The 23,641-nt window shown below is 35.5% G+C and carries 29 protein-coding genes and 2 pseudogenes; 13 read left to right on the top strand and 18 right to left on the bottom strand.

Translation table 11 applies throughout. The features are described 5' to 3' along the window. The coding region (locus QNJ66_RS20865) for a transposase (RefSeq protein ID WP_300510394.1) at positions 1-1,287 on the top strand (1,287 nt) is incomplete at its 5' end. Here QNJ66_RS20865 and QNJ66_RS20860 read toward each other — a convergent pair. The 5 genes from QNJ66_RS20860 to QNJ66_RS20840 all read right to left on the bottom strand — a co-directional run bounded on the left by QNJ66_RS20860 (position 1,284) and on the right by QNJ66_RS20840 (position 4,281). Further along, positions 1,284-2,258 (bottom strand): alpha/beta hydrolase-fold protein, encoded by a 975-nt coding sequence (locus QNJ66_RS20860; protein ID WP_300510392.1) that lies wholly within the window; start codon positions 2,256-2,258, stop codon positions 1,284-1,286. The two genes, QNJ66_RS20865 and QNJ66_RS20860, sit on opposite strands and share 4 nt — an antisense overlap. A gap of 52 nt (positions 2,259-2,310) precedes the next feature. After that, positions 2,311-2,697 carry a DUF1499 domain-containing protein gene (locus QNJ66_RS20855; protein WP_300510391.1) on the bottom strand — a complete coding sequence of 129 codons (387 nt, stop codon included), beginning with the start codon at positions 2,695-2,697 and terminating at the stop codon, positions 2,311-2,313. Positions 2,698-2,981: 284 nt separating this feature from the next. Then, complete coding sequence (locus QNJ66_RS20850; protein ID WP_300510389.1) at positions 2,982-3,668, bottom strand: Uma2 family endonuclease; 687 nt, start codon at positions 3,666-3,668, stop codon at positions 2,982-2,984. Between the two features lie 24 nt (positions 3,669-3,692). Further along, a complete protein-coding gene (locus QNJ66_RS20845; protein ID WP_300510387.1) occupies positions 3,693-4,004 on the bottom strand; it encodes a Txe/YoeB family addiction module toxin in 312 nt (103 codons plus the stop codon). Continuing rightward, entirely contained in the window at positions 3,985-4,281 is a 297-nt protein-coding gene (locus QNJ66_RS20840) for a type II toxin-antitoxin system Phd/YefM family antitoxin (protein ID WP_300510385.1), read from the bottom strand. The genes QNJ66_RS20845 and QNJ66_RS20840 overlap by 20 nt, the downstream gene beginning before the upstream one ends. A 113-nt stretch (positions 4,282-4,394) precedes the next feature. On the opposite strand from QNJ66_RS20840, the gene QNJ66_RS20835 reads away from it, so the two are divergent. Further along, the gene (locus QNJ66_RS20835; RefSeq protein WP_300510383.1) at positions 4,395-4,652 is read left to right on the top strand and encodes a type II toxin-antitoxin system ParD family antitoxin; all 258 of its coding nucleotides are present in this window, start codon (positions 4,395-4,397) and stop codon (positions 4,650-4,652) included. Positions 4,653-4,677: 25 nt separating this feature from the next. On the opposite strand, the gene QNJ66_RS20830 is transcribed toward QNJ66_RS20835, so the two are convergent. After that, a complete protein-coding gene (locus QNJ66_RS20830) occupies positions 4,678-5,790 on the bottom strand; it encodes a pentapeptide repeat-containing protein (RefSeq protein WP_300510381.1) in 1,113 nt (370 codons plus the stop codon). A 293-nt stretch (positions 5,791-6,083) separates the two neighbouring features. On the opposite strand from QNJ66_RS20830, the gene QNJ66_RS20825 reads away from it, so the two are divergent. The 5 genes from QNJ66_RS20825 to QNJ66_RS20805 all read left to right on the top strand — a co-directional run bounded on the left by QNJ66_RS20825 (position 6,084) and on the right by QNJ66_RS20805 (position 10,597). Then, positions 6,084-7,010 carry an NAD-dependent epimerase/dehydratase family protein gene (locus QNJ66_RS20825; protein ID WP_300510379.1) on the top strand — a complete coding sequence of 309 codons (927 nt, stop codon included), beginning with the start codon at positions 6,084-6,086 and terminating at the stop codon, positions 7,008-7,010. Positions 7,011-7,031: 21 nt separating this feature from the next. Continuing rightward, positions 7,032-7,622 (top strand): D-sedoheptulose 7-phosphate isomerase, encoded by a 591-nt coding sequence (gene gmhA, locus QNJ66_RS20820; protein WP_300510378.1) that lies wholly within the window; start codon positions 7,032-7,034, stop codon positions 7,620-7,622. A gap of 11 nt (positions 7,623-7,633) precedes the next feature. Then, positions 7,634-8,197 carry an HAD family hydrolase gene (locus QNJ66_RS20815; protein ID WP_300510376.1) on the top strand — a complete coding sequence of 188 codons (564 nt, stop codon included), beginning with the start codon at positions 7,634-7,636 and terminating at the stop codon, positions 8,195-8,197. 62 nt (positions 8,198-8,259) lie between these two features. Continuing rightward, positions 8,260-9,432 (top strand): glycosyltransferase family 1 protein, encoded by a 1,173-nt coding sequence (locus QNJ66_RS20810; RefSeq protein ID WP_300510374.1) that lies wholly within the window; start codon positions 8,260-8,262, stop codon positions 9,430-9,432. 4 nt (positions 9,433-9,436) lie between these two features. Continuing rightward, positions 9,437-10,597 carry a glycosyltransferase family 1 protein gene (locus QNJ66_RS20805; RefSeq protein ID WP_300510396.1) on the top strand — a complete coding sequence of 387 codons (1,161 nt, stop codon included), beginning with the start codon at positions 9,437-9,439 and terminating at the stop codon, positions 10,595-10,597. Between the two features lie 352 nt (positions 10,598-10,949). Here QNJ66_RS20805 and QNJ66_RS20800 read toward each other — a convergent pair whose 3' ends face one another. Together QNJ66_RS20800 and QNJ66_RS20795 are read right to left on the bottom strand one after the other, a co-directional pair. Beyond that, on the bottom strand, positions 10,950-11,933 hold the full coding sequence (locus tag QNJ66_RS20800; RefSeq protein ID WP_300510372.1) for a hypothetical protein: 984 nt from the start codon (positions 11,931-11,933) through the stop codon (positions 10,950-10,952). A gap of 128 nt (positions 11,934-12,061) precedes the next feature. Then, positions 12,062-12,319 carry a hypothetical protein gene (locus QNJ66_RS20795; RefSeq protein ID WP_300510370.1) on the bottom strand — a complete coding sequence of 86 codons (258 nt, stop codon included), beginning with the start codon at positions 12,317-12,319 and terminating at the stop codon, positions 12,062-12,064. 247 nt (positions 12,320-12,566) lie between these two features. Here QNJ66_RS20795 and QNJ66_RS20790 point away from each other — a divergent pair, with 247 nt between their 5' ends. Genes QNJ66_RS20790 through QNJ66_RS20780 form a run of 3 tightly spaced genes read left to right on the top strand, consistent with a single transcriptional unit; the run spans position 12,567 to position 14,259 of the window. Next, the gene (locus QNJ66_RS20790) at positions 12,567-13,661 is read left to right on the top strand and encodes a glycosyltransferase family 1 protein (protein WP_300510368.1); all 1,095 of its coding nucleotides are present in this window, start codon (positions 12,567-12,569) and stop codon (positions 13,659-13,661) included. Between the two features lie 47 nt (positions 13,662-13,708). After that, complete coding sequence (locus tag QNJ66_RS20785) at positions 13,709-13,915, top strand: hypothetical protein (RefSeq protein ID WP_300510366.1); 207 nt, start codon at positions 13,709-13,711, stop codon at positions 13,913-13,915. Then, on the top strand, positions 13,915-14,259 hold the full coding sequence (locus QNJ66_RS20780) for a type II toxin-antitoxin system PemK/MazF family toxin (protein ID WP_300510364.1): 345 nt from the start codon (positions 13,915-13,917) through the stop codon (positions 14,257-14,259). The genes QNJ66_RS20785 and QNJ66_RS20780 overlap by 1 nt, the downstream gene beginning before the upstream one ends. Positions 14,260-14,381: 122 nt before the next feature. Here QNJ66_RS20780 and QNJ66_RS20775 read toward each other — a convergent pair whose 3' ends face one another. After that, the gene (locus tag QNJ66_RS20775; RefSeq protein WP_007312129.1) at positions 14,382-14,591 is read right to left on the bottom strand and encodes a hypothetical protein; all 210 of its coding nucleotides are present in this window, start codon (positions 14,589-14,591) and stop codon (positions 14,382-14,384) included. Continuing rightward, a complete protein-coding gene (locus tag QNJ66_RS20770) occupies positions 14,591-15,037 on the bottom strand; it encodes a hypothetical protein (RefSeq protein ID WP_300510357.1) in 447 nt (148 codons plus the stop codon). Before QNJ66_RS20770 ends, QNJ66_RS20775 begins: the two co-directional genes overlap by 1 nt. Before the next feature lie 146 nt (positions 15,038-15,183). On the opposite strand from QNJ66_RS20770, the gene ald reads away from it, so the two are divergent. After that, positions 15,184-16,272, top strand: coding sequence for an alanine dehydrogenase (ald, locus tag QNJ66_RS20765; protein ID WP_300510355.1), 1,089 nt, complete (start codon positions 15,184-15,186; stop codon positions 16,270-16,272). A gap of 92 nt (positions 16,273-16,364) precedes the next feature. Next, on the top strand, positions 16,365-16,814 hold the full coding sequence (locus QNJ66_RS20760; RefSeq protein ID WP_300510353.1) for a hypothetical protein: 450 nt from the start codon (positions 16,365-16,367) through the stop codon (positions 16,812-16,814). 105 nt (positions 16,815-16,919) lie between these two features. On the opposite strand, the gene QNJ66_RS20755 is transcribed toward QNJ66_RS20760, so the two are convergent. After that, positions 16,920-17,477, bottom strand: coding sequence for a Uma2 family endonuclease (locus QNJ66_RS20755; protein ID WP_300510351.1), 558 nt, complete (start codon positions 17,475-17,477; stop codon positions 16,920-16,922). Between the two features lie 26 nt (positions 17,478-17,503). After that, positions 17,504-18,148, bottom strand: coding sequence for a bifunctional phosphoribosyl-AMP cyclohydrolase/phosphoribosyl-ATP diphosphatase HisIE (gene hisIE / locus QNJ66_RS20750; protein ID WP_300510349.1), 645 nt, complete (start codon positions 18,146-18,148; stop codon positions 17,504-17,506). A 517-nt stretch (positions 18,149-18,665) separates the two neighbouring features. Here hisIE and QNJ66_RS20745 point away from each other — a divergent pair. Next, positions 18,666-19,868 carry a pentapeptide repeat-containing protein gene (locus QNJ66_RS20745; protein ID WP_300510347.1) on the top strand — a complete coding sequence of 401 codons (1,203 nt, stop codon included), beginning with the start codon at positions 18,666-18,668 and terminating at the stop codon, positions 19,866-19,868. Between the two features lie 392 nt (positions 19,869-20,260). On the opposite strand, the gene QNJ66_RS20740 is transcribed toward QNJ66_RS20745, so the two are convergent. From QNJ66_RS20740 to QNJ66_RS20715, 6 genes and pseudogenes are all read right to left on the bottom strand, one after another. Beyond that, positions 20,261-20,827, bottom strand: a complete 567-nt coding sequence (locus tag QNJ66_RS20740; protein WP_300510346.1) for a hypothetical protein — start codon at positions 20,825-20,827, stop codon at positions 20,261-20,263. A 176-nt stretch (positions 20,828-21,003) separates the two neighbouring features. Continuing rightward, positions 21,004-21,474, bottom strand: a pseudogene (locus QNJ66_RS20735) (RNA-guided endonuclease TnpB family protein); the annotation flags it as partial. 27 nt (positions 21,475-21,501) lie between these two features. Continuing rightward, positions 21,502-21,972, bottom strand: a complete 471-nt coding sequence (locus QNJ66_RS20730; RefSeq protein ID WP_300510344.1) for an MgtC/SapB family protein — start codon at positions 21,970-21,972, stop codon at positions 21,502-21,504. Positions 21,973-22,097: 125 nt separating this feature from the next. After that, positions 22,098-22,259 (bottom strand): annotated as a pseudogene (locus tag QNJ66_RS20725) (IS256 family transposase); the annotation flags it as partial. Between the two features lie 119 nt (positions 22,260-22,378). After that, positions 22,379-22,945: a Uma2 family endonuclease gene (locus QNJ66_RS20720; RefSeq protein WP_300510342.1), complete on the bottom strand. Its 567-nt coding sequence runs from the start codon at positions 22,943-22,945 to the stop codon at positions 22,379-22,381. A 156-nt stretch (positions 22,946-23,101) separates the two neighbouring features. Further along, positions 23,102-23,641 (bottom strand): Uma2 family endonuclease (locus tag QNJ66_RS20715; RefSeq protein WP_300510340.1); only part of this gene is annotated, 540 nt, incomplete at its 5' end.

The following is a 23,641-nucleotide window of genomic DNA, read 5'->3' as shown; positions in this document are numbered from 1 at the left end:
CTCAACTACTCGTACCGAATCTACCCTGATAGCAAACAAGAGGCAATATTGAACGAATGGCTGGAAATTTGTCGCCGTTCTTATAACTATGCTTTGCGGGAGCTTAAAGACTGGATTGCTTCGAGGAAGTGTCTAATAGATCGGTGTTCTTTGGAGTCAGAATATATAATTTCTGCTGATTATTCTTTCCCTAGTTACCATCAGCAACAAAATCAGTTACCAAAGGCGAAAAAAATATATCCTGAGTTAGCTTTAGTCCCAAGCCAAGTTTTACAAACTAATGTCAGAAGACTACATGATGCTTGGGACTTTTTTCGTAATCGGGGTTTTGGTTTCCCCAGGTTCAAGAAATATGGACAGATGAAGTCTTTATTATTTCCTCAATTTAGAAGCAATCCTTTGACGGGATGGCGAATTAAGTTACCAAAATTAGGAAAAGTACAGATAAATCTTCATCGTCCAATCCCTAGTGGTTTTGTAATTAAACAGGTAAGAATTATCAAAAAAGCAATGGGGTGGTTTGCCGTAATTAGCATTCAATCTGACATCACTCTGCCTGAAGTTGAGACTCCTTTTGGACATCCTTTGGGGTTAGATGTCGGGCTTTCTAGTTACTTAGCGACCAGTGATAACTATATAGAAAAAGGACGCAAATTCTTCAAAAGTGAATATCGCAAGCTGAAATTGCTGCAACGTCGCTTAAGTAGAAAAAGCAAGGGTTCTAATAACTACGAAAAAGCCAGAAAACGAGTAGAAAAGCAACACAATCATATTGCTTTCAAACGGAAAGATTATCAGTTTAAATTAGCCCACAAAGTTTGTGACATGGGAGACTCTATCTTTATGGAAGATATTGACTTTCGTACAATGGCTAAAGGCTTTTTGGGCAAGCATACCCTTGATGCAGGTTTTGGGCAATTCAGGGATATTTTAAAATATGTTTGTAAGGTAAGAGGTAAGTATTTCGGACTGGTTGATCATCGGGGAACTAGCCAAACTTGTCCTAATTGTCGAGCAGAAGTTAGAAAAACCCTATCTGACAGGTTCCATGCCTGTTATGAATGCGGTTACGGAGTCGATAATTTTGTTGACCGCGACGTGGCTTCGGCCCAAGAAATCTGTAATCGAGGTATTGAAACCACTACCCTGGGACTCAGGGGAAAGGAAACAGTCTGTCAAGTCGAGGTGTCGGGGGTGATGAACCTAGATAACTGGCGTAGAGGTAACTTACCTTTGTGGGCAGAAATATCCCATCGTGAGTTGGGAAGCCCACGCTATACTGCCTAGCAGTTAGCGTGGGAGGATGTCACGGCTTGTTGCTGCTCTAAGAGTTGTTTCATCAATGCTGGCCAACCAAAAAAGTTCTGTAAGACGTTTTCCATGCGTCCTGACCAAGATTCTTCGTTGTGTTGACCGATGGGATCTTCAACCACAAATAAATTCTCACCATAGCGATAGCCAAACTTATTGATTAATAAATCTCGCATTTCTCTACCTCTTACGGTTGCTCTCGCTTCGATAAAGAAATTATGCTCACCTCCTTCCCGAATTAATCCCCAATCTAAATAAATTTTCGGCTGTAATTGAGAATTTTGTAATGTTTTTAATCCGGCAACTATCAAGGCTGAATATTCTAGTGATCCTAATAAGTCTCTTGATGACTCTAAAAAACAAGGATCAATAATTGAATCTAATCCTACCCAAAAAGAAGGGGAAAGGGCGGCTACACATCTAAATTTATCTGGGTGTTTAATAGCGGTGTAAAATGCAGCTAAACCGCCATGAGATGAACCTAAAATCATTGTATTTTCAGGGTTAGAAAGCGTCCGATAATTATCATCAATAAACCCTTTTACTGCTGTAGATAGATAATCAGAATACACCTCCAAACCGCCCCATTTTCCTTTTTTAATAGGGGCGTGAGTGTACTCATAATTACGGTCAAGGGGACAAATAGCTACCACAATCACTCTGCGAATTTGATTGGTAACATATAATCTGCTTAAAATTTCCCCCATATTCCAGCTTTTATCATATTCCCCTCCAGAAAAAAAGGCAGTATCTCCATCATTCATATAAATGACGGGATACAATTCATGACTATATTCATAATCTCTTGGCAAGAATACATGGATAGTTCTTGGCTCACTATCTGTATGATCTACTTTAAAATCATTATAAGTATGAAAGTAGCCTGCCCAATGTCCCTGATCATGATACCAACCATTTTGTCCACCTATTCTGAAGGGTTCAGCCATTATATTTTTAACTTAAAGTTTTGTCTTTTCACCTCTTTACTAAACTATAATGTTAGTTTTTTGATTCTATTTTGTTCCTAATTTCTTCCACTCGTTTACGGTTTAATCCTAAGTCGGATTTTCCGAGACGAGATGCAGAGCGAACATGAATTACATTCTCACTGTTATCTAGGTAAAATTCTACGTCATCAACATATCCCATTAAAGGTGTTTTAAATTCAGCATAAAGATAGTCGTTAGTTTCTTCTATAATTGTGGTTCTTTCCATACTTTCCACAACTTTTTTTAACTCAGCTATAGAAATCATGGGAAGGGGAGCAATTTTTGATTGTGCATTGGAACTTTGACTATTGACACAGTTGGGAGTTCCTGGACAAGCGGTTAATTTACCATTTTTAACGCCTAAATTATTGGGTCTGTTTCCTGAGAAGTTAAACATAGTTTTATTCCTTATTTTTGTGTTTTTTTTTGTTGATATTTTAGGATGTTTTTTGACAGTATTAAGCTATCAGTGGTATTCAATCCGTCATTTTCTGAGGATGACAAAGAATGTAGACACCGTAATAGCACTGTATTAGTTTATCAAATTACTGGCCTAGAGGATAGTCTATTATTCAATAATAGACAATGGATAATGGATAATGGATAATTGGTAATGAATAATAGTTAGAAAAAATCAGGAAGATTTACAGATCAAATTCAAGCTTTCAATTAGCTTTTAAACTAATCATTAATAGATATTATTTGACAAAATTTTTTATGTTCATAATTATCTATTCCTTGTTTTAATATATCTAACACTTTGACTAAGTTTCCGTTTAATAAAGCGGTTACATTTAACCATAAACCAGGGTATACTTCGCTTTTAATAATATCATTTTCATCTGCTTCTAATTTAATATATTTTTCGTCTTTTAGTCTAAACCAATCAATTTCATTATCATCTACTCGCCAAACTAAATATTCTTGAACTTGGTTACGACGATAAGCTTTAAGTTTATCATGTAAATCGATAGAGACGGTACTTACTGCAATTTCTACTATTAATTCTGGCGCACCTTCTACATATCCATCTTCACTAATAATTGATTGTCCACCATTTTCTATCCTTAATAAAGCATCGGGTTGCGGTTCATTTTCTGGATCTAATCTCACTGTACAATTATCCCCTATTTGAATACCATTTGTATAAGCTTCATACGTTCCTAACCAAGTCATAATACGACCATGAGGATTACCGTGTTTATTAATTCTTAAAGGAGATCCCATATATACAATACCTTCTATTAATTCTGCTTTTTTAATATGAGTCATCTGTTGATAACGGGTTTCAAACTCTAGACGAGTTAAGCGATCACCGTTTTCTAATGGGGGAATTTTTACAGTAGATTTTGTAATACTTTGTGTCATAATTTTTTCCTAAATTAATATAGTTTACTCATAATGGAAACGACAAGAAAGAAAATCAATTTGAGTTTGACTAACCCGATAAATGAAACGGTGTTCTAAATCAATACGTCTTGACCAAATATTGCTATCCATATATTTTAAAGGTTCTGGTTTTCCTATTCCCTGAAATGGATCTTTCATAACTTCTGTCACTAAGTCCAAAATTCTTGATGCTTTTTTAGGATCAGTCTTGAACCACCATTTTAAATCATCTTTGAATTGCTGGGTAAAACCAGGAATTTGTCTAATAATAGGTGATGTTCCTTCATTTTTTTGCTTATTCTTCTTCTTGTTCAATTCCTAATTCCTGTTTTAATTCTTCAAGGGTTTGAGGTTGTATTTTTCCTTCGATAGATTCGTCTATTGCATCAAACAATCGACGTGCATTTGCAGGGTTTCGCAATAAATAAACTGTTTCGACTAAACTTCTTAAATCAGATTCTGCGATTAAAGCTACATTTTCTCCATCTTGACGATTGATGATACATACCTGATGATCTTTTGCTACTTTTTCTAATAACTTAAATAAGCTATCTCTTGCTTCAGTGGGTGATGTTATTTCATAACTGAACATAATTTTTAGTTGATGCTGATGTACAGATTTATGTACATTATACTAATTTTCAGTAAAAAAGGATAAAATATTTACATAATAAGTTCTTGCTATAGTCAATGGAGTAAAAACAAATGAATATTATCCTTAATCCTAAACTAGAAAAACTCATTCAAAAACAAATTATCTCTGGTAGGGATACCAGTTTTGATAATGTACTTGAAGAAGCTTTGACTCTATTAGAAAAACGTAATGAATATGAACAGTGGATTGAAGAAATTGGGCAAAAAATTGACCTCGCAGAACAAAAATTAGATCAAGATCAAGGAATCGATGGAGAAACTGCTATTAACCAATTGAGAGAAAATTTAAAACAGAATAAATTAGTATAATAATGACTCGATATTTTTACTACACTTATAATCCTAATTGTTTTCTAAAGTCTGGATCATATTTTGCTTGTTCCCAATTCTTTGCTCCTTTAATTTGTTGCGGTGTTATATGTTTTGCTCTTTTAAAATTAGCTTTCTCTAGATCAGCATTAGTGAATTTAGCGTCTGAAAGATCAGCATTAGTAAAATTAGCTTCTGAAAGATTAGTATCAGTAAAAATAGCTCCCTGAAGCTCAGCACCAGTAAAATTAGCCCCATTAAGAGCAGTAGGATCATCCCTATTAGGACCCCTAAAATTGACTTTTTTAAGCTTTGCATCAGTAAAATTAGCCTTTCTGAATCCACTATTTCTTAATGTTGCACCGTTGAGTTTTGCCTCAGTAAAATTAGTTCCATTGAGATATGAGTTATGCAGTTTAATATTTTCTAAAAATATATTAGTCATATCAATATCATTCAAATAATATCTGTTGGTACTAAGATTACAATAGAAGTATTTCAAGAGTTTTTTATTGGCTTCTTGCGCATTCGTAATTGCCCTGTCTATCTTTTTCTTGTAATCCTCGTCAACGTTTCCTTCAAATAAAGCTTTGAAATTTTTCAATTTTTCCAAGTTTATTGTGTCCCATTCTTCCCATATTTTTGTTTTTTCATTTATTATTTTTTCTGATATTTTTCTTTGTTCTCTATTTATTAGAGTATCAATATTTTTTCTTGGGTCAATATTTTTGCATATTCCTGCTAGTCCAATACTTTTATCATCTATTGCTTTACTACGGTTAATTAAACCAGATTCATATAGATAAATTAGGACAACTCTTCTACTATCCTTATTTAAGTTTCTCGTATATGATCTAGTGAGATAATCAATCTCTTTTATTTGTCTCAACTTAAATGCAAAACTTGGTTTGCTGTCTATTAATCTTGTTTTTTTTCCATTTCTTTGTCCGTTCTCTTGACTTTTCTCTTCTCCTATAATAATTTCATTCAGCTTATCAAGATAATTATTTAATTGTTTAGTTTCTTCAACTTGCTCAGTATGGACAGAAACTCTCCAACTAATAAAAAAAGGTAACAGAGAAATGATTATACCTAATATCACACTTACGCTTTTAAATTGGTCTGTTGAATCTTTCAATTTGACGGTATTTTTTCTATGATTTCCCATGACACTTGAATAGGTTTAATTGCTGTAGCTCAAATCTCAAACCTATCCTCCTTTAATTACCATTATAAAACGCCAAATAGATTCCCAAATACTTATGATTGAGTATATTTACTTTTCTTCAAAAATCTATGTATTTAAAAACTTGCTCATTCTCTTAACCTCCTCAAACCAGGGCAACTCTTTACAAAAAGTTACGTCACAGCTATAGTGTCTCTACTTGACCTCTTTTTTGCTGAGGTCAATGCTGTTCATAGGACAATACTATGAAAATCTTAATTACCGGTGCATCTGGGTTTCTGGGGACTAACTTATGTTCACAACTGGAAACCCAAGGTCACGATATCATCAAATTAAACTCTAAAAACTGCGATCTGACACAACCAGACTCGCTATTAAACTTTAATAATGTTAGCTACGATCAAATCTATCATTTAGCGGCCTGGACCCAAGCAGGGGACTTTTGTTTGTATCATCCAGGGGAACAATGGATTATCAATCAACAGATGAATACCCATGTTTTGACTTGGTGGCAAAAGCATCAACCCCAGGCTAAATTTATTTGTATGGGAACAAGTTGTGCCTATGATCCCGACTTAGCTTTAGTGGAAGAGAATTATCTAACAGGGATGCCTATTAGTAGTCTATTTACTTATGCTATGACCAAAAGAATGCTCTATGCAGGACTTTTGGCTTTAAATAAGCAATATGGTCTCAAGTATCTTTGCTTGGTTCCTTCGACCCTTTACGGCACAGGATATCATACCGATGGACGACAGATGCACTTTATCTTCGATCTCATCCGTAAGATTATTCGCGGTAAACTGTATGATGAACCCGTTATCCTATGGGGAGATGGCTACCAATCACGGGAGCTTGTCTTTGTGGAAGATTTTGCTAAAATTGCGATGGAATTAGCCCAAACCGTTGATAATGACCTGATTAACATCGGTGCCGGTGAAGAGTTTACCATCCGTCACTTTGCTAAACTGATTTGCCAAGGAGTTGGATACGACTTCAACAAGATTCAGTTTGACACATCCCGTTATGTCGGTGCTAAGTCTAAGTGCTTAATTGTTGACAAACTTAAGCAATCTTTACCCAATTTTGGCTTAACTCCATTAGAATTAGGATTAACGAAAACAATTGACTGGTTTTGGCAGGAACAGGAAAAACTTGTACCTGCTAATTAACTAATATGTGAGGAAGGAACGGTGAACTATTGGATTCAACACAGGCTAAAATGCCTAGAAGAAGCGTTTAACCCTAAATACTGTCGCTCTTTGGAGCAAACTACTGGTATGGTGGCCAGACAGTTTAAGGAAGGGAATAAACTGTTAATCTGTGGTAATGGTGGTTCTGCTGCTGATGCGCAACACATTGCTGCTGAGTTTGTGGGAAGGTTTCAACTGCATCGTAAGGGTTTACCTGCGATCGCTTTGGGAACAAACCCGGCTACATTAACAGCATGGTCGAATGATTACGAGTATGAGACAGTTTTTGCCCGTCAGGTGGAAGCTTTCGCCCAACCAGGAGACATTCTCTGGGGTATTTCTACTTCTGGAAAGTCTACTAATGTTATTCGCGCGATGGAAATGGCTAAAGAGTTAGGGTTGATCACCATCGGTATGTCGGGTAACAATGGAGGAATGCTTAAGGATCTCACAGATTATCCTTTATTTGTGTCTGAATATCATACTCCTTATATTCAAGAAATCCATCTAATATCTTATCATCGTATTTGTGAACAGGTGGAAGCACAGTTATTTGCTAAAGCTGGTTTGGAAGCACAGATCGCTGTCTAATAATAGTAACTATGACAACAACTCTTACCCCTTATACACAACTCCAAAAAGCTCTATTTTTGGATAGAGATGGGGTTGTTATTAAGTATGTTCCTTATCTGAGTAAAGTTGAACAAGTTGAGCTTCCTCTAGGTGCAGGGGAAGCTTTAAAACGATGGCAAGATGCTGGTTATTTATTAATTTTAATTACTAATCAAGCAGGGGTGGGAAGGGGTTACTATACTTTAGAAGATGTGGAAAAGGTACACAAGTATATTATTGATGAGTATGGAAAGTTTGGGGTTAAATTTACTGACATTTTTATATGTCCCCATCATCCTCAAGATAACTGTTTGTGTCGGAAACCTGCTCCAAAAATGTTAATTGATGCTTCTAAAAAACATAGTGTTTCTCTCTCTCAATCTTTTTTTGTAGGAGATGCTCCTAGTGATGTACAATGTGCTATTAATGCTGAATGTCAACCAGTTTTAGTGTTAACTGGAAGAGGAGAAGAAACCTTACAAAATATTACTAAATATCCTCGTAAAGTTGAAGTTTTTGACAGTTTACGAGATACAGTTAATTTGATTCCATAACCGTAGGTTTTGAATATTATTCAACCTCTACAATAGTTTTAAACCCCAATAAATAATTAACAATGAGTCAAGATGAGGGAAAGCAGTTATCACCTATATTTGTATCATTAATCCCTAATTTAATGGAAGGTGAGGGACATATTATTCCCTATCATAAAGCGGTTAGTAAAGCAATGAAAAAGTTAGGATGGCAACATAAAGTTATTGTTCCTATTGATAACAATGTTGATAACTTACCGAAGGGTTGGGATGAAGGTTTAAGTAATAATAATTTGGAAAAAGAAGGCAATTTAGTTATTAAATTTTTGAGAATTAATGAAAGTATAAAATTAGCTGGAACTATTGCTAACTATTTAAACCACGAAGTTATTAATAATTCAAATAATTCTATTATTTTCTTAGAAAGATTTATTCATTTACAATTATTTGCTTTATATCTTGCTTTATTATGGGTTCCCAGTGATAATTTATCCGTTTGGTTATTATATCGTTTAGATACGCATAAAGATAATACTCGTGGGATTTATAAGTTACTGAATTTTTTAATTAAAAAGAGGATAAAAGCAGGAAATTTTAAACTTTTAACGGATAGCGATCGCTTAAGTAAATCTTTATCAAACTACTTTGAAACATCTGTAACCGTTATGCCTATTCCTCATACAGATGTTAGTTATTGTAGCATAGAATCTCAAGATAAGTCGAAAATTATTTGTTGGTGGCCAGGTTCCCCTAGAGAAGAAAAAGGATGGAACATTATCAAAAAATTAGCTCATTATTCAGGAGAAAATACTAACAATATTCGCTTAGTTTGTGCAGAGACTTCACAAGTTACAGCAGTTAATAATGGAGTAGAATTAACGTTAGTTGATAACTATTTAAACAGAGAAGAATATTATCATTGGTTGGGTACAAGTCAAATTATTTTATTACCTTATAACTATCCTGCGTATGAAGGAAGAACATCAGGGATATTTACTGAATCTATTATGGCAGGAAAAACACCATTAGTTACTGAAAATACTTGGATGGCCTCGGAGTTATTGAAACATAATTTAGCAGAATTAATCATTAACTGGGAAGATGAAAAAAAAGTTTTTGACATTATAAGAGAAGCTATCAATAGTGATATTATTCAGGATAAAATAAGCAAAATGCAGTATAGTTATCAACAATTTCATAATATTGATAATTATGCTTGTGTTATGAACAAAATTTATTCAGAAACGATGGTTTAAAATGATGTTTAAAGTTGGTATTGATGCAACTCCCGTCAGAGGAAAGTTAACAGGTATTGGGGTTTATACATTAAATTTAATTAACGCATTATCTCAACTACAAGAAACAGAAAATTTTAGTTTAGATATTTATTTTCATCCTTCGGTAAAAAATTGGTTAAAACGTAACTTATCTACTCCAGAATTATTGAGTCAATATCCTCAAGTTTCTTGTTTACCTATTCCCGTTAGTTTAGCTGATAAATTAGCTAAATATTCTCCTTTTATACTACCTTATTTTGAAAAAAATTTAGATAAACCCAATATTATTCAAGGAACAGATCATTATATTTTCCCTTATCAGAAAGCAAAAAAAATAATGACCATTCATGATCTAACTTTTATCAAGTTTCCTGAATATTCGACAAACATTGTTAAAGGGTATATAGACAGAATTAAACGGTGTTTAAGTTGGACAGATGCTATCATAACCTTTTCAGAAAATACCAAAAAAGATATTACAGAATTACTCAATATTGATCCCAATATTATTTATGTAACCCCCCAAGCAAGTCGTTATTCTAGTAATTATTTAAAAAGTAAATTGTTAGATAATAATAGTCATTTAATTAATGATTATTTAGAGCAACCCTATTTTTTATTTGTCAGTACTTTAGAACCAAGAAAAAATATCTTAACGTTAATCAAAGCTTTTGAATATTTAAAGAATAATCATAAAATACCTCATAAATTAATATTAATTGGCAAAAAAGGTTGGAATTATAAAAAAATTTTAGAAAAAATAGAAACATCTCAATTTAAAGAATATATTAAACATTTAGACTATATTTCCGATGAATTAGTGGCTATTTTTTACAGTCAAGCAGAAGCATTTATCTATCCTTCTTTTTATGAGGGTTTTGGTTTACCTGTACTCGAAGCAATGACATTAGGTTCCCCTGTTATTACTTCTAATACCTCTTCCTTACCAGAAGTTGCCGGAAATGCAGCATTATATATTGACCCCAATAACTATTATGAACTAGCAGAAATTATGTTAAAAGTAGTAGATAATTCGACTTTAAGAAAAGAGATGATTGATAAGGGTCAAAAACAAGCTAATAAATTCTCTTGGGAACGAACAGCAACAATAACCTTAGAGGTTTACAAATCACTGAAAAATTAGCGATAAAATAGGAATAAAACTCATTATAACACTACGCATTATGGTGTTTGACGTTTTTTTCTTCTCTGTTCCCTGTTCCCCGTTACCTGTTCCCTTTCAAAAAAGTCTATATGTCCTAACTATTTTTTGTAGTGCTATAGTTTTTGTACTTCTATAGACAGATGCAGAAAAAATCCCCCCCATTGGAAATAGACAAAAATACAGGGGAGATTTTTTTCAGTAAACGACTAATTGTTATCCCAAATCCGGTTGTCAAAGTTTACCGATGAAAATTGACTAAATTCGGTTCTACTAAAAATCTAGCTTATTTTGATAAGGCAGACATGGCAACCGGATTTAGTATTAGAGATGGTTAGACAATGTGATCCGAAAAATCAATGGGACTTAAAAGTTGCCATACATCCTGTATGAAGTTAGCAATGGTATGAGTTGCGCCCCCTGCAAACAGCAAACCAACGATGTTTTCGTCCATATCGAGAATGACCGATCCGGAATCTCCTGCTGCAGAAAAATTACCTGGGGTGATCAGCATTTGATCTTCAAAGTAGGCAAGACCGGAATCGTATGCTACCCAACCATCGAAAGAAATGGCAGCAATCTCTCCGGTTGTATATCCGGTGGTTCGTCCAGTTTTTTGAACTCTGTTATTGCCATCTGCCACAGCTTGTTCAACACTCTGCCTTGTGCGCCAACCCTTGGGATAACCCACCCAGAAAATCTCACGACTGAAATCACCAAATCGATACACCAAAGCACAAGCTGCATCGACTTTGTTCACTTGCGGATTGGGGACATTCGTATTGGGTTCAAAGTTCAGCTGGACAAAGTCGAATAATTCTCCAATAACGTCCGTCTGAGGATTTCCACCGTCGAGGGTTCCAGGTTGAATCACGGGATCTCCAATGTGGGATCGGTTCTCGTTAGCTAATACATGGTTGTTGCTAAGAACAAAAATCTGATCCGCAAGAGAGCCATAACCTCGCATTCCTAAGCCAAGGGTACCGGTGTAATTTAAACCTGGTATAACCACACATCCACTGCATCCACCCACTCCTGGACGCATTGACATCGTAAATGAACCACGAGCGCGCATAGGCGCAATTTGCACAACGTCGGTGGCAACGTCACCGATCCTTTCAGGAATTATCTCCTCAATTGCCAAACCATCCCTCTTTTTGGTTCGTACAAAATATTTAACCGATAATTCATCCGAGAATCTTCCATGTCTTTCCTTCAAACCCACACCAATTCCCAGCAAATTATCGTCTTGGGCAAACCGTTCTTTGTTGTCTTCCTTCCAACCCGTTTTCGCTTGTAAACAATCTCTTATACTCATGACACAAAACCTCTTATATGGCAGTCAATGTTATAAGATAGATTTATAGTTTATAAGGCGATCAAGAAATACTTTTGTCTTTCTTGCCTCTATATAGGGGGACTGCTGCCCTTGGGGTCTCAAAACAGTCAATTCGCTCGCAACGGTGCCAGCACTTCCACATCGGTAGGAACACCCTCCAATTGCTCTGGAATGAGTTCACTTGCAGCCAGGTTATCGCGGGAAATCTTCTCTTTGACAAATACCTTAATGGCTATTTGTTGCGTTTTCTTACCGCCCGAAACCTTCAACCCAATTCCCACTCCTTCGACGTTGGGAAGAGATAGTAAATAAGCACTGTACTTTGTCTTAACTGACTTTAGTTCTGATATGTTTTCCATGGTCATCAAAAACCCCCTTGAAAACCTATCGTCTTAATCATAGTGAAGACATAAGGGAAGATGTGTATTTTGATACAATTCTTATCAATAAGGACGACAGGGAGAGGTTTATAATTTGTCGCTTAACTTAATAATATGCAGTTGAAATGCTTGCGTAGCTTATCATCCTGATTAAATCATTTCTGCAACAATTCTTTATGATAGAATGATGTTTTGATTGATTAACTATAATTGAACTTATTTATTTTTACTGATGAATAATCCATCAAATTTAGTCATAAATTTATCTTTACTGTTATCAAAACCAACAGGAATAACGGTTTATGCAAACAATGTTTTTCCTTATCTAAAGCCTTTACAACCCACCTTATTAGCGTCCCAACAATATCAAGATTTTAATACCTATTTAGTTCCTGATAATTTAACCCCAGAACAAGGAACAAAAGGACACTTAAACCGTCTTATTTGGACACAGTTTAAACTACCAAAAATTTACCATGAATTACAATCATCTTTATTATTTTCTCCTGTTCCTGAAGCACCTTTATATGGTAAAACTCGTTCTGTGGTAATGGTACATGATTTAATCCCTTTACGCTTTCCTAAAAAAACATCTCCCCTAACTCCCTATTTTAAATATTATATTCCTCAAGTTCTTAAACAAGCAGAACATATCATCTGTAATTCTCAAGCAACCGCTAAAGATATTGTGGATATGTTTAACATTCCTGCTGAAAAAATTACCCCTATTTTACTAGCTTATGATCAACAGCATTTTAAACCTTTAGAAGTCAAAGAAGATGCTTTAAATATTCCTTATTTTCTCTATTTAGGTCGTCATGACCCCCATAAAAATGTTAATCGTATTGTAGAAGCTTTTGCTAACTTAAAAAATAACAAAAAGTATCAACTTTGGTTAGCAGGTCCAACAGATAAACGTTACACACCTAAATTAATAGAACAAGCACAAGAATTAGGTGTTGAAAAACAACTAAAAATCCTTGATTATGTAGAATATGAACAGTTACCCATATTATTAAATCAAGCATTAGCATTAGTCTTTCCCTCCTTATGGGAAGGGTTTGGTTTTCCTGTTTTAGAAGCAATGGGATGCGGTACTCCTGTTATTACCTCAAATATATCATCCTTACCCGAAGTCGCAGGAGATGCAGCTTTATTAATTAACCCTTATAATGTAGAAGAGATAACAGCAGCAATGGAAAAAATTGCCACAGATGATGAGATGCGATCGCAGTTAAAAAGATTGGGTTTACAACAGGCAAAAAAATTTAATTGGCAAACCACAGGAGAGCAAACCTTAGAAGTTTTGAAACAGTTTGTTAGTTGAAATAGTAACTGCTATAATATAAATGCTTATTCGCTCAAAAAAGAAACATGAATCACAAATTAGTTGATTCTTTGATTACAATCATTTGCTCGCTTTCCGAAGAAGAACGGAAAAACTTTGAAGAAAAACTCTTCTTTGATAATAATCAAATTAGCACACAGGAGCTAATTAACTTAGCCCAAAAAGGTCATTCTTTTGATTTTCTGGTCGATGAACCAGATATATATACTTTAGAAGATGGAGAATCAGTTTAATGTCTCTCAAAAAAGGAGATATTGTTTTAGTACCTTTTCCTTTCACCGATTTAAGCACAACGAAACTCCGTCCTGCTGTTGTTTTATGGGTTGATTTATCAGGAATAGATGTCACTGTTTGTTTTATTTCTTCTCAAAATGTAAATCATGTTACTCCAGAAGAATTTGTTATTGACACCACTAATTCTGAATTTTCTAAGACAGGATTAAAAGTTACCTCTAAAGTTAGAGTTTCTCGGATGGTGACAATTGAGCGTAATTTAATTACAAGAAGATTAGGAAAACTAGATATAAGTTTATTCAATAAACTTGATCATTGTCTCAAAATAGTTTTTCAACTTTAAAGAGATCGCAGTTAAAAAGATTAGGTTTACAACAGTCCAAAAAATTTAGTTGGCAAACCACAGGAGAGCAAACCTTAGAGACTTTAAAACAGTTTCTCCCTTAGAATTAGATTGTGATGTTTCTAATCCAGCCAATTTTGATTAGCTCTTTCAAAAATATCATCAATTGTTTGATCTTGATATAATTTTTCAGAAATATCTACATAGTCCGTGCTATTTTTTTGTAAAATACTAAGAAATCTTAATGCTCCTGCTACTCCTAAAGATTGATTTAATGCTTCAATTCCTTGTAGTAAAATTTCTTGATCATCTATCATTTTTTTGCTCTTCATTAAATTTCCTCCTGTCTAATATAATCAATAGGATTCATAATACACATTGCCAAATTTAATTTGTTAGATTTTTTAATTAAATTATCATCACAAGTTAGAAAGAAATTAGCCTTAATATAATCAACACAAGCTACATGAACAGCATCTTTAGATGATAATCCTTGCATTTGTTGAAATGACTGCGCTAATTGATAAATTTCTCTACTTGGAGCTATTCTAATTGTACATAATCTAGACAATCTCAAAACTTCTTGTTTTCTTTGGGCAAAAGGACAGAGTAAGGTTTCATCTTGGTGCATAAATGACCAAACTAAATTAATGTCTTCCGCTTCTGCCTGTAGAAATATGTTTTGACAAGCTAATGCTTCCATTTGTATTCTAATCTGTCGCAGGTCGTCAAATCCTCGCTGAAAGCAATTATAGTCCAGATAAATGATATTTTTCATCAAATAGTAAAATATTTAACCCTTATATTTTAAATGAGACTCGATGAACCAGCATAGAAACTCAATTAATTAACGATAAATCCTAGTAATTCTCAAAAAATTTTTGTAAGCTACAGTAGGAAAGATAATTACCCTAGAAAAATTATATGAAAATTGGTGTTCCTAAAGAGATTAAAGATCAAGAATTTCGAGTTGGACTGAGTCCCAACAGCGTTAGGGTATTATGCGATCGAGGACATCAAGTTGCAGTAGAAACCCAAGCAGGAATCGGATCGGGGTTTAGTGACCAAGAATACCAACAAGCAGGAGCAAAAATTGTCACCAGTGCAGCGCAAGCATGGGAACAAGATTTAGTCGTCAAAGTCAAAGAACCTCTCAAACAAGAATATGACTATCTCAACACCTGCAAAATACTCTTTACCTATCTACATTTAGCTGCTGATAAAGAATTAACCCAAGCTTTAATCGCATCGAAAATAACAGCGATCGCCTACGAAACCGTCGAACTCTCAGACGGAAGACTGCCTTTATTAACCCCCATGAGCATCATTGCAGGCCGCCTATCCGTGCAGTTTGGGGCGAGATATCTAGAAAAACAACAAGGGGGTCGTGGAGTCCTTTTAGGGGGCATTCCTGGGGTTTCTGCGGGGCGTGTAGTCATCTTAGGGGGTGGTATCGTCGGGACGGAAGCAGCTAAGATGGCAGTGGGAATGGGTGCAAAAGTACAAATATTTGACATCAATGTGGACCGTTTAGCCTATTTAGAGACGATTTTTGGCTCACGGGTAGAACTGCTTTATAGTAACGCTGCTGCCATTGAAAAAGCTGTCCCTGATGCAGATTTATTGATCGGTGCGGTATTAGTGACGGGAAAACGGGCCCCAACCTTGGTTTCTCGGGAATTAGTATCTAAAATGCGTCCTGGTTCGGTTATTGTGGATGTGGCAGTGGATCAAGGGGGATGTATCGAAACTCTACGCACAACCTCCCATAGTTGCCCCACTTATATAGAAGAAGGGGTGCTACATTTTGGGGTTCCTAATATGCCTGGGGCCACGCCTTGGACAGCTACTCAAGCTCTAAATAATAGCACCTTACCCTATGTTTTGAAATTGGCCAACCAGGGTTTAGACGTTTTAGAAAAAGATGTTAGTTTAGCCAAAGGGGTTAATGTTCAAGATGGAGTGTTAGTTCATCCTGCTGTACAAGAATTGTTTAAAGATTTAATTCTGTAAGCAACAATTATAGAATTAGAATTAAAATAGTCCTCAAAAAAATAACTTTGAGGACATTTCACAAGAATAACTCATTGAATTAAGATAATAGAATGGCAAAAGTTACAGAAAATGACATCAAAGAATTAAAAGACTTAATTATTAGTAATCACCAAGTCTTAGAAACTAGATTGACTCGTATAGAGACTAGATTAACTGGGGTTGAAACTCAATTAACTAGCGTTGATAATCGACTGACTAATGTTGAAAATCGATTAACTAACGTCGAAAATCAATTAACTACTGTAGATACTCGATTAACTAATGTAGAAAATCAATTAACTACTGTAGATACTCGATTAACTAATGTAGAAACTCAATTAACTAGCGTTGACACCCGACTTATTAACACAGAAAATGGTCAAGTTGAGGTAAAAGAAAAATTAATTGGTGTTGATAAACAATTAGTTATGGTAGACACCCGTTTAGAAAGCTGGAAACCTGCCATTGATAAAATCCCTGACTTAGCTGAAAAAGTTGGAGAATTAAAAAATTGGCGATAGTTTGTTCTTATTAGTATTACTGCTACAATTAGCGGTGTTATCGGTTGGTTTCTTCGAGGTGGAAATCTTAAACCGTAATCTTTGAAAAGGAACATTTCTCAACAGTTATATCATTTTTAACCAGGAAAAAATTTCCTCGCTAGTTAACACTAAATCGAGATCATTGAGAATCGGTAAATCTTGACTTCTTGGCCATATTTTAGGTTGTTGATTAGGTCGAAAAACTAAGATAGAGCGATCGCCTGGATCGATTAACCAACCTAACTGACAACCATATTCTAAACAATACAAAATATTACCAATCACTCGATTAGAACTTTGTTCAGGAGAAAGAATTTCTATTGTCCAATCGGGAAACAATAAAAAATCATTAGGAACTTCTCCATCTTCATCAAAAGGAATTCGTAACCAACGAAATACAGCTATATCGGGAACAATAGATCGTGTACCAAAGCTACAGCGTAATTCAGGAAAAGCATAGGCAAGGTTTTGATTTTCTCCTACTTCATTAATCCGATTAGATAATTTTAATTGTAACCGACTATGTTTCCCTTTTGACATTGGTTTTTCTACAATCTTCCCATCAATATATTCACACACTGGTTTAGTTTCTGGGAGTTTAAGAAATTCCTCTAGACTATTAGCTGTAGGAGAAAAAGTCATATATCAATTATCCATTGATTAACAATTTATTTTTTCCTTTCTTGTAACTTACGATAAACATCTTTAATATCTACATGATGATAGGATAAAGCCACTAATGTATGATAGAAAAGATCCGCTACTTCTGAAGCTATATCTTCTTTTTCGTCATCCTTACAGGCCATCACCACTTCTGCTGATTCTTCCCCTATTTTTTTGAGAATTTTATTATCTCCTCCTGCCAATAATTTACGAGTATAAGAACCCTCAACAGGATGATCTCGACGTTGACAAATTACCTGATAAAGTCCCGATAAAGTATCAGCAGGTGGTGCAGCTTTTTCATTTTCTTCTAGTTGATGAAAACAACTTCTTTCCCCTGTATGACAAGCAATATCTCCCACTTGTTCAATACTTATTAACAGCGCATCACTATCACAATCATACCTAATAGATTTCACTTTCTGAAGATGACCAGAAGTTGCTCCTTTGTGCCATAATTCTTGTCGAGAACGACTCCAGTACCACACTTCCCCAGTTTCCAGGGTTTTCTGTAATGATTCTTTATTCATCCAGGCCAGCATTAATACTGTCCCGTCTAAATAATCTTGGGCGATCGCAGGAACCAACCCTTTCTCATTGTAGCGGATTTTATCTAAGGGAATAGCATTGCTCAAAGCATGATCAGACATGAATAACGCCCCAAAATGATTCTTTCTTTTATCCTACTACCAAATTCTCCTAACCTACCTCTTCTTTTTTTTGTTTTAAGTAATGTTTAAAATTATAAAGTTTAGTAATCCTGTCTACTATCTCTGACGCAAGACAATACATAATTGAAATAGAAAGCCCGATGAGCAAAGTGGCAGTGAGGAGAGGGCTAATTGAAGAGTTATTATTCTCTTACAGTAGCATAGTATGCAGAAAATATCAAGTTTTTAACGTTGATTGTCGGGGCTTTTTGTCATTTTTTTATTAATAACTGGTTTGAATTTTTATTAGTCAATAAATTTGAGTTAAATATAAGGTGATTTATGGACAATTTATCTTTCTGAGAACGTCTTAAATGCTCATTTCTTCCTTCAAAAAATCATAACCTTGTGCTAGTTTTCCAACTCAGGTTATTGTTCAATGAATGAAGTTCAAACAAGTTATTTTCCAATTCAAAACACAATTCACTGAAAAATAGTAAAAGCAACGGGGGAAATTATGAAAACCCTTACAGGAATTCTTCTATTAACGTCTTTAGTGTTAACACCTGTGGTTAGGGCAGAAAATGCGACCGACTTGCAAAAATTAATGGCAACAGGAGACTGTATTGGCTGTGATTTACAAGATGCTGATTTACGCAATTTAGACTTAAGAGGTGCTAATCTCGAAGATGCCAATCTTATCAATAGCAAACTCCATAATACTAACTTAAACAGAGCTAACTTAAAAGGTGCTAACTTAGTTAATGCAGACATGGATGGTGTTACCTTAAGGAAGGCCAATCTTCAACAAGCGCAAATGAGAGGCGTTTTAATGACTGATGCTGACTTAGAAGGGGCTAACCTTCGAGGAGTAGATTTTACCCTTCACGATGGAGAGAGGGCAATTTTAACCGGTTCTAATCTACGTAATGCAGATTTAACTGGGGCCTATTTAAGGGGTATTAAACTAAAAGAGGCGAATCTAGAAAGAGCAAATATGTCTTATACAGACTTTTCTACGGATTATCCCCGAAATAATACCGCAAAATCCGCTGCTAATGCCGCCATTATGGCCGTTCCTTTCGCTATTCCTGGGGCAGTTTTAACCGTAGTTGCAGAGGTTGTTATCCCTGAAGCTTCTGCTTTTAATGCAGATGTTAGTTATGCTAATCTTCAAGGGGCAATCTTAACTAATGCTAATCTACAAGATATCAATCTTCATGAAGCTAATCTGAGAAATGCTGATTTGCAAAACGCTAATTTGCATCACGCTTATTTAGTTAATACGGATTTTCGCTATGCTAATTTAAGCGGTGCAAGACTAAGTGACATCAATATGGAAGGGGTTGATTTCCGTTATGCTACTTTACCCAATACGGATTTTCATCTTTCCTATTTAGTAGATGCTAATTTCAGTAATGCTAATTTAGCTGATGCTAATTTAACAGAGATTAATATGGAAAACGCTGACTTTAGTGGTGCTGATTTAACGGGAACTGTTTTTAATTCTTCCTATTTAGTCGGTGTTAATTTTAATGAGGCTATACTTGACTCTGCCCAGTTACGAGATATTAACATGAGTCGAGCTAATTTAATTGGGGCTAATCTTCATAATGCTGACTTGGCTGATTCTAATCTAGACAATGCTAACTTATGCGGTGCCACTATGCCCAATGATGTTATTTCTGAAATTGGTTGTACTGCTTTGAGTGTTCGTTAATAAATTATCAATCCCACGACTAGAAGTACGTGGGATTGTTTGTGTTTTTTTCAATAATGGTGTGTTTGTCTAAACTTACTTTTTCGATTTCAGATATGAATTAATTGACAAAACAATAGTATTCTTCTGACGACCGAAAATTATTTAACAGGAAGTCCAAGCTGCTGTTCATTCAGACTTTTATTTTCTACAATAATCTACCGCCAATTTAGACACAGTTAGAACATTATACCTGACTAATTTTTATTATAACATGAAAAAGTAGTATATTCTACAGTAAGTAGTCGTACATAAATAGAAAGCACTATGTCAACTTATGTTACAAGTTGACTAGGGGTCGCGGAAAAAACTCCGCAAAGTGTGTTTATGGAGTTAGTAGAAAAAATAGCTAGTTATACCTCTCTAAATATGATGGATGAATTTAGTAATCTTTTGTAGTCTTGATAACTTTTATTGAGTTGAGAATTGGTAAAAAAGAATTTAGAAACAGCATCCCACAAGAATACCCATCCTCCGATGACGATTCCGTTCTCAATAATCGATAGCAAAATCCGACTAATATCGACCTCCCAAATAGCGACGATCCATAGAAGAAAAAAACCGAATACGATCTCAAAAAGGATATTGAGCTTGTTTTTATTTAGTTTTTTTTCGAGTAGATATACTTGGAAACTAAAATGATTTTTGAATCCATCTCTTAATTTATCTTCCTTTTCATTTTCTCTTATTCTTGCTGGAATGGAAATATCTAGTTCAAGTGAATACTTAGAAGGGATTTCCTCACAACATCTTTTGAGATAAGTTTCTAACTCTGAGTCAATTTGTCGACGTTCAAGAGGAGCAGAATCGTATTTATGGAAAATATCTTCATATTGATTTAGGGCAATTTCAATAGTACACAGACGTGTAGATTCATTAAGTGGATAAATTTTGGCAAAAATGCTGTTTGTTTTCTTCATATATTGATACCAAATCCGGTTGTCAAACCCATCTTATATTCTAGAAGAGGCAGGAGCATTTTCAAGTGTTAACTTATCAAGTTTTTAAGAGGGGTATCTAAAGCGGATTTGGTATAACAACAGATTTGCTACACTACTCCAATGCCGAGATTGTCTAGTGAACTACCCCAACTTGCTTACGCTGAAGTTGGGGCTTCTGAACTCACAGGGGAATGCCTCAAGACAGACTTACGGCCACCTTTTGGTCTTACTTCCCCTCCTTCAGCAGCAGTCCTGGTTCCCAAGACCGATCCTCTTGGTCGATTGGGCTTGCGCCATGCGATGGCGCGCCCCTCGACCGCTATTTGTCTGATGCCTTCTGCTCTAATGTTTTTACTGGCGTTTTCATCTCTATCGTGGTGAGTGCCACAACTCGGACAAGTCCACTCCCTAACGTCTAATGGCATTTCTGACATTTGATATAGACAGTTAGAACAAGTTTTAGAGGATGGAAACCATCTATCAATCTCAACTAATAAACCACCTTTTTGCTCTAGTTTATAAGCAAGGAAATTGACAAACATTCCCCATCCCACATCAGAAATAGCTTTAGATAAGTTGTGATTACGAACCATACCCTTGATGTTCAAATTCTCAACCACTACGAGGATAAGGGAATTCTGCCCGACATTTGGTTAAAGTTGATCATCTTCTGGTGCAATCTCTTTCTTCGTAATAATCCCACGTACTTCAAGAACGTCGATAAAGATTGCGACAACTATCAAAATAAGGGTTGAAGCTATCGCAGCAAAAAATTTGCCAAGACCAATGATTGCGCCGATTGCTGCGAGAATCCAAATTGTTGCTGCTGTAGTTACACCTTGGATACGGCCATGACGTGCCAGAATCACCCCACCACCCAAAAAACCCACCCCAGACGCTACACTAGCTATAACCCTTGATGGATCGCCGGTTTCAGTCGTGAGTTCCTGGCTCAATGATACGAATATGTCGGTCGCTAAGACGATGATAATGCAGATTCGCAAGCCTGCTGGCTTCCCCAACAACTGACGCTCGATCCCAATGAGACCACCGCATATAAGGGCTGTGCCTACACTCGCCCAATAACACCAAGAAAACGGAGTGAAGAAATTCGTAGAACACATAAAACTTAATCGAAGATGGTTAGAGGATGTTTGAAAAGGGTCAGAACCAACGAGACAATAGGGGTTTGAGTAATTTTCGGAAAAACTTGCTGAGAGTGATCTAAAATTTTGTGTAAAGAGGAAAATTAGAGAGTAAAACGTTCAGGAAAAAGAATGGCAAAACGTGATGCAGCAGCAGTCCAATCTTGAATAGGACGTTGCTATTTCTTAGTAATATTCCTCATTGACAAATATAATAGCTTGAAAACAGAATCTTCATCAGGAAAAACAGCTTTTGTTTTAATAATTAGGGTTTGCAGAAAAAAAGTAATGTAAAAAATGCTTGCTTTTTCTTGATTTTACATGATATTATATAGATAGTAGAAAGGGTGTGCGCTTATAATACTCTCTTCAAAGGCAATAATGTTCACATTTCCAACAGTAAGGTAAATCCAGGTAAAACATCTTCCCCAGATAAAGATACGGGAAGAGATAAAGTTTCGGTGGGTTGTTGGGGTCGATAAATTTCTACACTGTTATCTTGAGGATTAATTAACCAACCTAAGCGTAGGCCAGCGTCCATATATTCCAGCATTTTGTCTTGTGGAGGTTTTAGCCTATCACTAGGTGGACGTAACTCAATCACAAAGTCAGGACAAAGAGGAGGAAACTTTTGTTGTTGAGTAGGGGTTAAACTATCCCATAGATCTTTAGATATCCAAGCAACATCAGGAGAACGTTTTCCTCCATTGGGTAAATCAAACACTGTGGATGAACTAAATACTAACCCTAGTTTACTTTTATAATTCCAGAGACTAACCTGAAAGTTTAAATCAGCTTCTTTATTTCCTGTTTCTCCTCCAACGGGGGACATAATAATCAATTCTCCATCACGACTTAATTCTAAAGGTAACTCCGGGTTAACCTGACAGAGTTGATAAAATTCCTCTGAGGTTAACTTAATAATCGGTTTTAAGTCTAATACAGTTGTCATAGTTCAATTATTACTGCTTCACCTCTATGATATCCATGACCTTTACAACAGAAAAATTAATGTAAAAAATGCTTGCTTTTTCTTGACTTGACATGATACTATATAGATGGTGGAACAGGTGTGCGCTTACAATACCCTCTCCAAAGTTAATAATGTTCAAACTTCCAACAGTAAGGTAAATCCAGGTAAAATATCTTCCCCAGATAAAGATACGGGAAGAGATAAAGTTTCTTTGGGTTTTTGGGGTCGATAAATTTCTACAGTGTTATCTTGAGGATTAATTAACCAACCTAAACGTAGGCCAGCGTCCATATATTCCAGCATTTTGTCTTGTAGAGGTTTTAGCCTATCACTAGGGGAACGTAACTCGATAGCAAAGTCAGGACAAATAGGAGGAAACTTTTGTTTTTGAGTGGGAGTTAAACTATCCCATCGATCTTTAGATATCCAAGCAACATCAGGGGAACGTTTGCCTCCATTGGGTAAATCAAACACTGTGGATGAACTAAACACTAACCCTAGTTTGCTTTGACGGTTCCAAAAAATCACATCAGCAATTAAATTTGCTTCTTGATTACCACTTTCTCCTCCAACAGGGGACATAATAATTAATTCTCCATCACGACTTAATTCTAAAGGTAACTCCGGGTTAACCTGACAGAGTTGATAAAATTCCTCTGAGGTTAACTTAATAAT

Source organism: Crocosphaera sp. (assembly GCF_030064895.1).
Lineage (GTDB): Bacteria > Cyanobacteriota > Cyanobacteriia > Cyanobacteriales > Microcystaceae > Crocosphaera.
Note: the sequence above shows the minus strand (reverse complement) of the source record. Positions and strands in the feature narration are given on the sequence as shown.